Annotated in this window: 12 protein-coding genes; 3 read left to right on the forward strand and 9 right to left on the reverse strand. The window is 62.0% G+C overall.

The annotated features are described in order from the left end of the window. Nucleotides 1-39: 39 nt before the first annotated feature. Nucleotides 40-168 (forward strand): PA1414 family protein, encoded by a 129-nt coding sequence (locus ABTV87_RS07420; protein WP_003184145.1) that lies wholly within the window; start codon nt 40-42, stop codon nt 166-168. A 94-nt stretch (nt 169-262) separates the two neighbouring features. Here the strand turns inward: ABTV87_RS07420 and ABTV87_RS07425 are convergent, their stop codons facing one another. The 6 genes from ABTV87_RS07425 to speB form a co-directional block, all read right to left on the reverse strand. Next, complete coding sequence (locus tag ABTV87_RS07425; RefSeq protein ID WP_007956577.1) at nt 263-511, reverse strand: hypothetical protein; 249 nt, start codon at nt 509-511, stop codon at nt 263-265. A 43-nt stretch (nt 512-554) separates the two neighbouring features. After that, a complete protein-coding gene (locus ABTV87_RS07430) occupies nt 555-1,280 on the reverse strand; it encodes an MBL fold metallo-hydrolase (RefSeq protein ID WP_433899196.1) in 726 nt (241 codons plus the stop codon). An 84-nt stretch (nt 1,281-1,364) separates the two neighbouring features. After that, nucleotides 1,365-2,744, reverse strand: a complete 1,380-nt coding sequence (locus tag ABTV87_RS07435) for a sodium:solute symporter (protein WP_433899197.1) — start codon at nt 2,742-2,744, stop codon at nt 1,365-1,367. Between the two features lie 160 nt (nt 2,745-2,904). Next, nucleotides 2,905-4,416: a purine-cytosine permease family protein gene (locus tag ABTV87_RS07440; protein ID WP_433899198.1), complete on the reverse strand. Its 1,512-nt coding sequence runs from the start codon at nt 4,414-4,416 to the stop codon at nt 2,905-2,907. A gap of 56 nt (nt 4,417-4,472) precedes the next feature. Beyond that, nucleotides 4,473-4,895, reverse strand: a complete 423-nt coding sequence (locus ABTV87_RS07445) for a YybH family protein (protein ID WP_433899199.1) — start codon at nt 4,893-4,895, stop codon at nt 4,473-4,475. Between the two features lie 10 nt (nt 4,896-4,905). Continuing rightward, the gene (gene speB / locus ABTV87_RS07450) at nt 4,906-5,856 is read right to left on the reverse strand and encodes an agmatinase (RefSeq protein WP_003222717.1); all 951 of its coding nucleotides are present in this window, start codon (nt 5,854-5,856) and stop codon (nt 4,906-4,908) included. 327 nt (nt 5,857-6,183) lie between these two features. On the opposite strand from speB, the gene ABTV87_RS07455 reads away from it, so the two are divergent. Together ABTV87_RS07455 and ABTV87_RS07460 are read left to right on the forward strand one after the other, a co-directional pair. Then, entirely contained in the window at nt 6,184-7,077 is an 894-nt protein-coding gene (locus tag ABTV87_RS07455; protein WP_007956593.1) for a LysR family transcriptional regulator, read from the forward strand. Nucleotides 7,078-7,081: 4 nt separating this feature from the next. Next, nucleotides 7,082-7,675 (forward strand): tRNA-uridine aminocarboxypropyltransferase, encoded by a 594-nt coding sequence (locus ABTV87_RS07460; protein ID WP_433899200.1) that lies wholly within the window; start codon nt 7,082-7,084, stop codon nt 7,673-7,675. 147 nt (nt 7,676-7,822) lie between these two features. Here ABTV87_RS07460 and ABTV87_RS07465 read toward each other — a convergent pair whose 3' ends face one another. From ABTV87_RS07465 to ABTV87_RS07475, 3 genes are all read right to left on the reverse strand, one after another. Continuing rightward, complete coding sequence (locus ABTV87_RS07465; protein ID WP_085605682.1) at nt 7,823-9,184, reverse strand: HlyD family type I secretion periplasmic adaptor subunit; 1,362 nt, start codon at nt 9,182-9,184, stop codon at nt 7,823-7,825. A 10-nt stretch (nt 9,185-9,194) separates the two neighbouring features. Beyond that, nucleotides 9,195-11,354 carry a type I secretion system permease/ATPase gene (locus tag ABTV87_RS07470; RefSeq protein WP_007956599.1) on the reverse strand — a complete coding sequence of 720 codons (2,160 nt, stop codon included), beginning with the start codon at nt 11,352-11,354 and terminating at the stop codon, nt 9,195-9,197. A gap of 180 nt (nt 11,355-11,534) precedes the next feature. Continuing rightward, nucleotides 11,535-12,893 (reverse strand): TolC family outer membrane protein, encoded by a 1,359-nt coding sequence (locus ABTV87_RS07475; protein WP_433899201.1) that lies wholly within the window; start codon nt 12,891-12,893, stop codon nt 11,535-11,537. Nucleotides 12,894-13,247 lie beyond the last annotated feature (354 nt).

Genomic DNA, 13,247 nt, shown 5'->3' on the forward strand with positions numbered 1-13,247 from the left:
ATTCCGGACGCTCAGCACCACCCTGAAGGGGGCATGACGATGAAAGAGAAAATTCAAAACTGGCTGCACGATTTGGGTGTTGCCCTCGGCTTGATCGAACCGCCTCTGCAACCGGTCCCGATTCGCACCGATGACGAACAGCGTCGGCGTCAGCCACGTCGGCGGTAATGCCCCGCTTTGAAGGATCAAAGGATTTAAACGACAAAAGATCGCACCCGACCGTCGCTCCATTGGAGTGGCGGGCGGGTGCGATCTTTTGTTTTCAGTGACGCCCGATTTCCATCAGAAACCGGCTCAGGTCATTCGCGGTTTTCGCGGTCTTGAGCATCCGGTCCTCTTCGGCGGTGAAGGCCGTCAGTCCGAATTCATCTTCCAGATGGAAGATCAGATCCTCGATATCCGCTTTTTCCAGCCCCAGTTGCGCGAGGCTGGTGTTGTCGTCGAATTCACGATTTTCCAGCAGGCGCAGGATGAACCGGTGCACGGCAGCACGCACGGCAGCTCTTCTCATGGCAGATCTTTGTGTTGTTAGTCTGACTGAAGTACAGCAGGCCTCAGGCGTGCCGGCGCAACCATTCGTCAATCATCCCGCGCAGATGCTCTCCGGAAAAACTGCCGAAGTGCCCGCCATGCACCGTGCGGATCTTCAATCCCTGCAATCGACGCAGGCTGGCGGCGTAATCATCGAGGTTGGAATGGTAGGCGTCTTCGATCAACGGCCCGTCGTAAATGATGTCGCCGCTGAACAGTGTCTCCGTGGCCGCTTCGTAGAGACTGATCCCGCCAGGTGAATGCCCCGGCGTGTGCAGCACCTGCAACGTGCGATTGCCCAGGTCCAGCACATCGCCGTCCTCGACATATCCGGTGGCCGGCGCGGCCTTGACCCGGTATTCGGCGTAGCACAACGGGCAATCCGGGTGCGCTTCGAACATGTCGTCGCCGACGAAGGCCCGGCTCAGATCATTCTCGCCATCCGGCGTCGCCAGAATGTCCGCCTCGGCGGGATGCACCAGCCGTTCGGCAAATTCGTGATGTCCGGCGATGTGGTCGAAATGGCAATGACTGGCCACCGCCACCAGCGGCCGTTCGGTCAGCCACGGCAGTTGCTCGCGCAGGCTGACCAGGCCGGAACCGCTGTCGAGCAGCAGATCCTTGTCCCGCCCCTGAACATGCCACAGGTTGCAGCGATAGAAGGGGCGGATGAACGGCTCGTGAATCAGCCGAATGCCGTCGCTCAGGGTTTGCACTTCGAACCACTGATCGCGAGAAACAATCTTCATAAGCACTTTCCTTGAGACGAAAAAAACGGGTGTGGCAACCGACGCCACACCCGCCGAAGAAAGCATCAAGTCGTTATAGCGAGCTTAGACCGCGCTGGCCACCGGGGCAGGGCGATGGGAAAACAGGCTGACCACCACAAAACTCACCAGACCCACAGCCAGGCTGTAGTAGATCGGGGTGTTGGCATCCAGACCGTCCTTGAACATGAACAGCAGGGCGGTGGCGAAACCCAGGCCCATGCTGGCGATGGCGCCGGCAGTGGTCGCGCGTTTCCAGAAGATCGCACCGATCAGCGGGATCAGCATGCCGCCCACCAACAGGTTGTAAGCGAGGGTCAGAGCGCTGATCACGTCGTTCACAACCAGAGCAATACCCAGCACCACGACACCGGTCAGCAGGGTGAACAGACGGTTCACACCCAGGCTCGACTGTTTGCCGCCACGCAGTTTCGGCAGCAGGTCTTCGGTCAGGGTGGTGGCAGCGGCGAGCAGGCCGGCGCTGGCGGTGGACATCATCGCGGCCAGGGCAGCGGCGATCACCAGACCACGGATGCCGTCCGGCAGCGACAGTTTGACGATGGCGGCGAAGGCGTTGTTGACGTTGTCCAGATCCGGGATCAGCACATGCGCCGCCATGCCGATCAGGGCACAGGCCAGGCCGTAGAGGATGCAGTAGATGCCCGCGATGCTACCGGCGTACTGAGCGACTTTGGCGGTCTTGACGGTGAACACCCGTTGCCAGATGTCCTGACCGATCAGGATGCCGAAGAAGTAGATCATGAAGTAGGTGATGATCGTGTCCCAGCCGATAGTGGTGAAGCTGAAGGCGGTGGCCGGCAGTTTCAGCACCAGCTCGTCCCAGCCGCCGACGCGGTACAGGCAGATTGGCAACAGGATGAACATCAGGCCGACGGTCTTGATGATGAACTGGACGATGTCGGTCAGGGTCAGCGACCACATGCCGCCGATGGCCGAATACACTACGACCACGCCACCGCCGAGCAGTACCGAGATCCAGAACGGCAGGCCGAACAGCACTTGCAGCACGGTGCCGATGGCGAGGATCGAGGTCACGCCGATCATCAGCGCATAGGCCAGCATGATCGCCGCGCTCGCCGAGCGGGCCATCGGGTTGTAGCGTTTTTCCAGGACCTGGGTAACGGTGTAGATCTTCAGTTTCAGCAGCGGCTTGGCCAGGAACAGGTTCAGCGCAACGATGCCGCAACCCAGTGCCGCGCACAGCCAGAAACCGGAAATGCCGTGCACGTAGCCCAGGCGAACGGTGCCGACGGTGGACGCGCCACCGAGAACGGTCGCGGCCATGGTGCCCATGTACAGGCTCGGGCCGAGGTTACGCCCGGCGACCAGGAAGTCCTCGTTGGTCTTGGCCTTGCGCATGCCGAAGTAGCCGAGCAAGAGCATGCCGGCGGCGTAGATGAGGACGACGAATAAATCCAAAGCCATGATGGCGTGTCTCCGATTGTCTTTTTTATGGTGAAACAAGTTTGGTTTCTTGTGGGAGCGAGCTTGCTCCGGGCGGCGATCCGACGAAGGCGTCGGCACATTCAAAAGTGATGTGACTGACAGATCGCTTTCGCGAGCAAGCTCGCTCCCACAGGGTTAATCAGGCAGCCTGACGCAGCGCCGCTTCAGCCGGCGCATGCGCGCCTTTGCTCCGGGGATCCTTCGGGCCGTAGACCAGCGCCGGTTCCGGGAACAGGCTCAGCAACATCAGGTACATCACCGAGGCCAGACCGAGGGTCACCAGCAGGCTGATGTCGATGCCGCCGGCCAGTTCACCCAGCGGGCCGACGAACTGCCCCGGCAGGTTGACGAAGCACAGGCCGACCGCCGCGCTCGGGATCCACGCGCCCAGGCCGCGCCAGTTCCAGCCGTGGCTGAACCAGTAGCGTCCGCCTTGCTCGCCGCGAGTGAACACTTGCAGGTCGTCCGGGCAGTAGAAGCCGCGACGCACCACCAGGCCGATGATCATGATCACCATCCACGGGGTGGTGCAGGTGATGATCAGCACGGCGAAGGTCGACACGCTCTGCACCAGGTTCGCCGCAAAGCGCCCGATGAAGATGAAGGCAATCGACAGCACGCCGATCAGCAACGTCGCCTTGACCCGCGACAGCAGGCGAGGGAACACGCTCGACATGTCCAGCCCGGTGCCATACAGCGAGGTGGTGCCGGTGGACATGCCGCCAATCACTGCAATCAGGCACACCGGCAGGAAGAACCAGCTCGGCGACACCGCCAGCAGGCCGCCGACGTAGTTGTTGGCTGCGATGTAGTCTGGCGCCTGGATCGCGACGATGGTCGCGGTGGTCAGGCCGAACAGGAACGGGATGAAGGTGGCGACTTGCGAGAGCACCACCGCCGCCATGATCCGCTTGCGCGAAGTTTCACGCGGGATATAGCGGGCCCAGTCGCCGAGGAACGCGCCGAAGGAAATAGGGTTGCTCATGGCCACCAGCGCGGCGCCGATGAACGCGGCCCAGAAGCCTGGCTGGCCGAGGCTGACGGTGCCGGCGTAGTGCGAATCGAAAGGACCGGCGAAGGCGAAGATGCCCAGCAGGAACAGCAGGCTTGCGCTCCACACGGCAACCTTGTTCACCCACAGCAGGAAGCGGAAGCCGTAGATGCACACGGTCAGGACCAGAATCGCGAACAGACCGTAGGCCAGGCCCAGGGTCAGGTCGGTTTCCGGCAGGCCGATCAGGCGTTTTGCACCACCGATCAGCGCATCCCCCGAGCTCCACACCGAGAGCGAGAAGAAGGCGATGGCGGTCAACAGCGACAGGAACGAACCGACGATCCGCCCGTGCACGCCGAAGTGCGCACCGGACGACACGGCATTGTTGGTGCCGTTGAGCGGACCGAACAGGCCCATCGGTGCGAGGATCAGCGAGCCAAGCAGCACGCCCGAGACAATCGCCCAGACGCCCGCCTGAAAGGACAGGCCGAACAGCACCGGGAAACTGCCGAGCACGGCGGTGGCAAAGGTATTCGCGCCGCCAAAGATCATGCGGAACAAGTCCACGGGACCGGCGGTGCGTTCGTTGTCCGGGATCTGTTCGACCCCGTGGGTTTCAATCTGCGTAAGGCTTTGGTCGTTGTTGTTGTTATTCATGATCTGCTCCGATCATAAAGGCGCGCCTCATCGCGTGTGAGGCGTCACCTGTTTGGCTAAGGGGATGGCAGCCCTTCCGGCATTGCGGACAAATGTTCGTGACAGGCCAGCCAAAGGCCTTGTTGTTCTAGGCTCGACGCTTGTTTTCTGAAAACAATCGTCTCGCGCTCCTGGCTGAAGTGTTGCTCCCCTTGCATGCGCAGCTCGGTGGCCACGTCATGGATGAAAATCGCCACGTCACCCTGCAGATTGACGAAGGCGTTGCTCGAAGTGCAGGACAGCACCTCGAAGCCATCCTCGGCGCGCCAGCTGTCCCACAACGCCTGATAGGCATCGCGCGACAGCAGGGGCTGTTCGAGGGTGTAGAACACGAAGCTCGCGTCGGCGCTGAACGCGCCGAAGTAGGCTTCGCGATCGTTGCGGGCGAAGGCGGACACCAGATCGGCGGCCGCTTTCAGAACCTGATCACGTTCGTTCATGACCCGACCCTCAGCGGTGGACCACGCCCGGCAGTACGCAGAGCATTTCGTACAGCAGGTTGGCGGCCAGCAGCGAGGTGTTGCCGGTGGTGTCATAAGCGGGCGAGACTTCTACCAGATCGCAGCCGATCAGGTCGAGGCCCTGGCAGCCGCGAACGATTTCAATCGCCTGAATGGTCGTCAGACCACCGATTTCCGGGGTGCCGGTGCCAGGCGCCCAGGCCGGGTCGATGCCGTCGATGTCGAAGCTCAGGTACACCGGGCCGCCACCGACTTTCTCGCGCACTTCGGCCATCAGTGGTGCCAGCGACTTGTGCCAGCACTCTTCGGCCTGCACCACGCGGAAGCCCTGATCGCGGCTCCAGTTGAAGTCGTCAGCGGTGTAGCCCTGCGCACGCAGACCAATCTGCACCACGCGGTCGCAGTCCAGAAGACCTTCTTCGACGGCGCGACGGAAGGTCGTACCGTGGGCGATCTTCTCGCCGAACATGTGATCGTTGACGTCAGCGTGGGCGTCGATGTGTACCAGACCGACCTTGCCGTGCTTTTTGTGGATGGCACGCAGGATCGGCAGGGTGATGGTGTGGTCGCCACCCAGGGTCATCGGGATCACGTTGTGCTCGAGGATGTTGTCGTAGGCTTCTTCGATGATGCGCACGGCGTCGAGCAGGTTGAAGGTGTTGATCGCCACGTCACCGATGTCGGCAACCGACAGCGAGTCGAACGGCGCAGCGCCGGTGGCCATGTTGTACGGGCGGATCATCACCGATTCGGTGCGGATGTCGCGCGGCCCGAAGCGGGTGCCGGGGCGCAGCGAAGTACCGATGTCCAGTGGCACGCCAACGAAGGCAGCGTCCAGGCCGGCAGCGGTCGGTACATGGGGGAGTCGGAGCATGGTGGCGATGCCGCCGAAGCGCGGCATTTCGTTGCCGCCCAGTGGTTGGTGAAGAATCTTGTCCACGGGTAGGGCCTCATCGTCTTTGTTTTATTTATGTCGGCGCACCGCATTCGCAAGATCACGGGCACCGCTGTGGGCCGATTCTGCGAAATGTAGTGGCAGGGAAGAATCGCTACGGGCAAATACTTAGTTCAGAAATTTCTAAACTAATGAGAGGGAGATGGATAGACTTCTCGCTGATCGTTCCCACGTCGAGGCGTCGAACCGTCCGCGTGGGAATGCATCCCGTGACGCTCCGCGTCACAGCCGTGAAGCGGACGCAGAGCGTCCAAGGCGGCATTCCCACGCAGAGCGTGGGAACGATCTATGGGGAACGATCCTGGAGTAGACATGGCCAACGCTTTACCCGACCTGAAACTTTTGCGCATCTTCGTCAGCGTCGTGCGCCATCAGGGGTTTGCCAACGCGCAGCAGGAACTCAACCTGTCGACCTCGGCGATCAGCACCTACATGAGCCAGCTCGAAGCCGCGCTGGGTCTGGTGCTGTGCCATCGCGGGCGCGGTGGTTTCAGCCTGACCAGCAAGGGCGAGCTGTTCCATCAGGAAACCCTGCGCCTGCTGGCCGAACTCGAAGGTTTCGAGCAATACGCCGCCGCGCTCAAGGGCGAATTGCGCGGCACGCTCAATCTCGGGGTGATCGACTCCACGGTCAGCGACAAGGCCCTGCCGTTCGCCGAAGCCATCGGCGCCTACAGCCAGGAACACCCGGCGGTGCATTTGCATCTGTCGGTGATGAGCCCGTATGAACTGCAACTCGGCGTGCAGGACAACCGCCTCGATCTGGCCATCGGCGCATTCTCCACGCGCATGAGTGGTCTGGTGTACATGCCGCTGTACCGCGAGCAGCACTGGCTGTATTGCAGCAGCCGTCACCCGTTGTTCAACGAGCGGCGGATTCCCGAGCAGGTCATCACCCAGCAACGCATGGTCGGTCGCGGTTACTGGAGCCAGGCCGAACTGGCCCGGCACGGTTTCAAACACAGCGCTGCGACCGTGGAAAGTATGGAAGCGCAGCTGATTCTGGTGCTGTCCGGCGCCTACATCGGTTACCTGCCGGAGCACTACGCCCAGGCCTGGGCCGACAAGGGCGATTTGCGGGTGCTGCTGCCGGCGACCTTCGGCTATCAGGCGCCGTTTTCCATGATCATGCGCCGTGGCCGCAGCCGTGAGCCGCTGATCCAGACTTTCCGCGACCTGCTCAAAGCGCAGCTCAATCAGGCATAAGACAATGTCCAGACCCCAATGCCCGCGCTGCCTGCGCCCACAAACCCACTGCCTTTGCCCGCTGATCCCCAGCCTCGACAGCCGCACCCGGGTGTTGCTGTTGCAGCACCCGAGCGAGGTCAATCACGCGCTCAACACGGCGCGGTTGGCGGCGCTCGGGTTGAAGAATGCCGAGCTGATTGTCGGCGAAGTGTTCGAGGATCTGCCCGCGCTGCTGAACCGGCCGGGGTATCGGGCGCGATTGCTGTTTCCGGCGGAGGATGCGCAGCCGATGCAGGCTTACACCGCGTCCGATGAACCGCTGTTGCTGGTGGTGCCGGATGGCACGTGGCGCAAGGCGCGCAAGATGCTGCACCTCAATCCGCTGCTGGCGGCGTTGCCACGGGTGACTTTGGCCGAGGGCGGGGTTTCCCGGTATCGGCTGCGCAAAGCACCGGGGCCGGGGGCGTTGTCGACGATCGAGGCGATTGTTCAGGCGTTGCAGACGCTGGAAGCGCCGACGTCGTTCGAACCGCTGCTCAAGCCGTTCGAGGCGTTGATTGAAGGGCAGATTGCGGCGATGGGGGAAGAGACTTTCCAGAAGAATCACGGAGGCTGATCGGACTCAGCCTGACCAGACTCAGCCTGATCGTTCCCACGCTCCGCGTGGGAATGCCGCCCGGGACGCTCCGCGTCCCTTCGCGACGGTGACGCAGAGCGTCACTGTATGCATTCCCACGCAGAGCGTGGGAACGATCAGATGAGGCTAGCGCTCGCGCATCGCCTCGGTCCGGGCCTTCAGCACCGGTTTGAGCAGGTAATCCAGCACGCTTTTCTCCCCGGTGATGATGTCCACCGTCGCCACCATCCCCGGAATGATCAGCAACGGTTTCACATCCCCGCCCAAATGGTTTTTGTCGGTTCGCACCTGGATCAGGTAGAAGCTGTTGCCCTTGTCGTCGGTGATGGTGTCGGCACCAATCAGCTCAAGCTTGGCGCTGAGTCCGCCGTAGATCGTGTAGTCGTAGGCGCTGAACTTGACCATGGCTTTCTGACCCGGATGCAGAAACGCCACGTCCTGCGGCCGGACCTTGGCTTCGATCAGCAGGTTGTCTTCCAGCGGTACGATTTCCACCATGTCGCTGCCCGGCTGCACCACGCCGCCGATGGTGTTGACCTTCATCTGCTTGATCACCCCACGCACCGGCGAAGTCACGGTGGTGCGGCTGACGCGGTCGTCGATGGCGATGCTCGACGCGGTGATTTTCGACAGGTCGGTGCGTTTCTCGTTGAGCTCTTTGGCCGCCTCGGAGCGGAAGGTCTGTTCCGATTCGTCGATCTTGCTCTTGATCTCGTTGATCGCCGATTCGGCCCGGGGAATGGCGAGGGTCGTGGCATTCAACGAGCCACGAATTTCCACTGCGCTACGACGTAGACGGAGGATTTCCACGGGCGATACCGCACCGGTTTTCACCAGCGGTTCCGACATGTTCATTTCCTGTTGCAGCAGCGCCAGGCTCGAACTGTATTGCCCCTGTTTCGAGCGAAACTCCGCCAGTTCCTGTGCCTTCTGCCGCAGTTGTTCGCTGAGGGTGCGTTGCTCGCTGGCCAGCCGCCGTTGCCGTTGCTCGTACAGCGAGCGCTCGTCCTCGGCCACTTGCGGAGCCTTGGCAATCACCTCGTCCGAGAGCTTGAACGGCCGGCCTTCGGCTTCGGCGGACAGGCGTTCGACCTGCGCGGTCAGGGCATAGCGATCAGCCTCGCTCTCACCCTTGTTCGACAGAAACCGCGTGTCATCCAGGCGCAGCAACGTGTCGCCCTTGCTGACCATTTGCCCTTCACGCACGAAGATCTCGGTGACGATCCCGCCTTCGAGGTTCTGGATCACCTGAACCTTGCTCGACGGAATCGCCTTGCCTTCGCCCATGGTCACTTCCTGAAGCACGGCGAACTTGGCCCAGACCAGCGCGCTGATCAGCAGCGCCGCCGCCAGCCACACGGTGATGCGCGACCAGCGCGGCGAATCCTGCAACGAGGCGCCGGCGGTTTCCGGCATGAATTCGGCTTCGGCGCTTTTACCGAAACTGTCGAAGTAGCCGCGCGGTTTTGAAGAGGAGGAAGCAGACATGGGGCAACTCCTAGACCGCTGCCGAGCCGACCCGGCCCTTGCGCAGTGCATCGATGACCGCTTCTTTCGGACCGTCGGCGACGATCCGGCCGTTGTCCAGTACCAGCAACCTGTCCACCAGGCTCAGCATCGAGGTGCGGTGGGTGACCAGCAGCAAGGTTTTGCCCTGCACCCAGCCGTGCAGCTTCTGGCGCAGGACGTCTTCGCTGCTGTTGTCCATGGCGCTGGTGGGTTCGTCGAGCAGCATGATCGGCGGGTCGAGCAACAGCGCCCGGGCCAGCAAGACGGCTTGGCGCTGGCCGCCGGAAAGCAGTTGCCCGCGCTCGCCCACCGGCCGGTCGAAACCTTGCGGATGCTGTCGGGCAAGCTCGGTGACGCCGGTCAGTTCGGCCACTTCAAGCATCCGCGAATCGCTGATGTAGCGGGCGCCGAGGGTCAGGTTGTCACGCAGGCTGCCGGCCAGCAGCGGCAGGTCGTGGGCGACGTAGCCGATCTGCTGGCGCAGGTCGGCGACATCCAGTTGCCGCAGGTCGAGGCCGTCGAGCAGCAACTGGCCTTCTTCCGGTTCGTAGAAGCCCATCACCAGTCGCGCCAACGTACTTTTGCCCGAGCCGCTGCGGCCGATGATGCCGATCCGCTCGCCGGGTTTGACGCTGAAACTGACGTTGCTCAGGGCCGGCGCATTCTGGCCGTTGTAGTGGAAGGTCACGGCGTTGGCGTCCAGCGCGCCTTGCAGTTGCGTGCGTTCCAGCGGCCGTTGTTTACCGTCGCGCTCCTGAGGCAGGGACATCAGCGCGTCGGTGCTTTTCATGGTCAGTTGCGCTTGCTGGTAGCGGGTGATCAGCCCGGCGATCTGGCCCAGTGGCGCGAGCACGCGGCTGCCGAGCATGTAACTGGCCACCAGCGCGCCGACACTTAGGTTGCCGGCGATGATGCTGTAGACCCCGGCCACAATCGTCGCCATCCCCGAAAACTGCTGGATGAACAGCGTGCCGTTGGTGGCCAGCGCCGAGAGATTACGGGCGTGGCTGTCGAGGCGGGTGAGGGCGCCGTGGGTGCTTTCCCATTTGTGCTGGCGCTCGCTTTCGGCGCTGCACGCCTTGAGGGTTTCCAGGCCGCCGAGGGTTTCGATCAGCAACGCCTGACGCTCGGCGCCGAGGCTCAGGCTTTTCTGCACGGTGTCGCGCAGACGGGCCTGAATGATCATCGCGAACACGATCGTGATCGGAAACGCCAACAGCGGAATCACCACCAGCCAGCCACCGAGCAGGCCGATCACCACCAGCATCAACACCACGAAAGGCAGGTCGATCAGGCTGGTCAGGGTCACGGCGGTGAGAAATTCCCGCAGGCCCTGAAAGTCGTGAATGCTCTGGGCGAATCCGCCGATGGTCGCCGGCCGGGCTTTCATCGACATGCCGGTGATGCGCTCGAATAAAGTCGCGGAAAGGATCACATCGGTTTTCTTGCCGGCGGTGTCCAGCAAGTGCGCGCGCACCACTCGCAGCACCAGTTCGAAACCGGTGCCGATCAACAATCCGATCGACAGCACCCACAGCGTCGACGTGGCCTGATTGGGCACCACGCGGTCGTAGGTCTGCATGACAAACAGCGGCACCATCAGGCCCAGCAGGTTGATCAGGAAACTGGCGAGGATCGCGTCGCTGTACAGCCATTTCGACAGCTTCAGGGTGTCGCGAAACCAAGCTTGCACCCGTGGCACCAACGGTGAACGCAGGTCTTCCAGTTCATGCCGTGGCCGGGCGAACAGGGCCTGACCGCTGTAGTGTTCGGTGAGCTCTTCACGGCTGACCCATTGCTCGCCGCCGTCGGCTTCACTGGGCAGGATCAGCGCCTTGCCGTCTTCGGCAAACCGCCGCAGCACCGCCGTGCGCCCGTTGCCCAGCAGCAACAGTACCGGCAGGTTCAGCGGAGAAATGTCTTTGAGTTCCCGGCGCAGCAAGCGCGCCTGCAACCCGGCCCGGGCTGCGGCGCGGGGCAGCAGGTCCAGGCTCAGGCGTTGTTTGTCCAGGGGCAGCCCGGCGCTCAGGCTGGCGCGACTGACCGTCGCGCCATGCAGTTTGCAGAGGATCAACAGACCGTCGAGCAACGGGTCATCGAAACTCAGCCGCGGATCGATCCCGGTGTTACCGGGTTGCATGCTGGTCATATTGATCGCTCCCCTGGCACTACTTCAGTTGATCGTTCCCACGTCGAGGCGTCGAACCGTCCGCGTGGGAATGCCTCTAGGGACGCTCAGCGTCCAGTGACGCGGAGCGTCACGGGCTGCATTCCCACGCAGAGCGTGGGAACGATCAGATCACAGCTTTCGACAGCTCCGGCAGCGTGGTTATTTCAGCTCGGGCAAGCGTGCTTCGTTCTTCACCTCGGTCGCGGCAATCGCATCGGCCGGCAGCACGATCCGCTGCTTGTTCAACAACTGGCCCATGTTCGCCAGCACGCGGTACATCGAGTATTCCTCGGTGTAGCGGATTTCGGTGTAGCGACGGTTGGCGTTGTACAGCTCGTTTTCACTGTCGAGCAGGTCGAGCAGGGTGCGCTGGCCGAGGCCGAACTGATCCTGATACGCGGCGCGCACACGCTTGGTGGTTTCGGCGTATTCGCGGGCGGTCGGGGTCTGTTTCTTGGCGTTGACCATGGCGTTCCAGGCCAGGTGAATGTTCTCGTTGAGCTGGCGCAGGGCGTTGTTGCGGATGTCCATCGCCTGATTGATCTGGTGCGCGTCGGAGGCCAGTCGCGCCTTGTCGCTGCCGCCACGGAACAGGTTGTAGTTCATCACCACGCCGACCCGCCATTCGTTGTCGTGGCCCTCGTCGCCCTGCACGTTGTTGTTGGCGCCGACTGCCGCCTCCGCATCGAAGCGTGGATAGAACGGCGACTTGGCGACTTCGTACTGGCTCTCGGCCGACTGCACGTCAGCCTGGGCGGATTTCAGGTACGGGTTGTTCTCGACCATGCTCTGCTGGGCTTCGGGCAGGGTGGCGGGCAATTCGCCGCGGGTCGAGGCGGGGGTTTCCAGTTCATCCGGCATACGCCCGACCACGCTGTAGAAGTTCGACTCGGCGTCGGCCAGATCGACTTCGGCGGTGTCGAGGTTGTTCTGTGCCAGCGCCTTACGGGCTACCGATTGATCGGAGTCGGCGGTGCTGCCCACGCCGCGCTCGGTGCGCAGGCCGATCTGGTCGTTGACGCGCAAGTGCGCCTGCAGGTTGTTCCTGGCCAGGGTCACCAGTTCACGGCGCTTGAGCACTTCGAGGTAGACCTCGATGGTGCGCAGGGCCAGGTCCTGGGCGGTGCCTTGCGCGTAGTAGGCGCGCGAGTTGGAAACGCCCTTGGTGCGCTCGACTTCGTTGGCAGTGTTGAAACCGTCGAACAGCATCTGCCGCAGACGCAACTCGGACTGGGTGTAATTGAGGATTTCGGTGTGGTGATTACCGAAGGCCCGGGTGTTGGTGTTGTCGCTGTAGCCGCGCCCGTAAGCAGCGTTCAGATCCACCGACGGATAGAAGCCGCCCTTGGCGACTTTCACTTGTTCATCAGCTGACAGGCGCGCGTCCACGCGCGAGGCAAGTTCCGGGTGGGTGGCGATGGTGCTCTGGATCGCTTCGGTGAGGTTCATGGCCTGGGCTTGGGAAGTGCAAGCCATGGCCAGCAAAACCGCGCTGCAGAGGGGGGTTAGTACGCGCATGGGTGCATCTCCCTGAGTCCTGATGGTGTTCCGCTGTCGCCAATTTATTGACGATATTTTTAGTAGAAAGCGTTTCATGCCTGTAACAACAGAGCTAAGAACATCCTGAAGCGTAGCTAAGAAAAAATTTTCATATGGGTTATGCCAAAAAAAACTTATGCGGTTCGCCAAATCCAGCACATTGTTCCACTCGAAAGCCTTTGTTTTATGCGCTTTAGGGAGCACAGAAAGGCTTGAGGAAAGTTCCACTCACTTTGCGACATACGGCGAAGTACTGCTAAAGGGGAGGGACGCGTAGCGGCTGATGAGCGACATTTTTTTGTCACTCGGGTGATTCACCACCGTTACGTAGCG

This window comes from Pseudomonas sp. PSE1(2024), assembly GCF_050990555.1.
GTDB classification, from domain to species: domain Bacteria; phylum Pseudomonadota; class Gammaproteobacteria; order Pseudomonadales; family Pseudomonadaceae; genus Aquipseudomonas; species Aquipseudomonas aphyarum.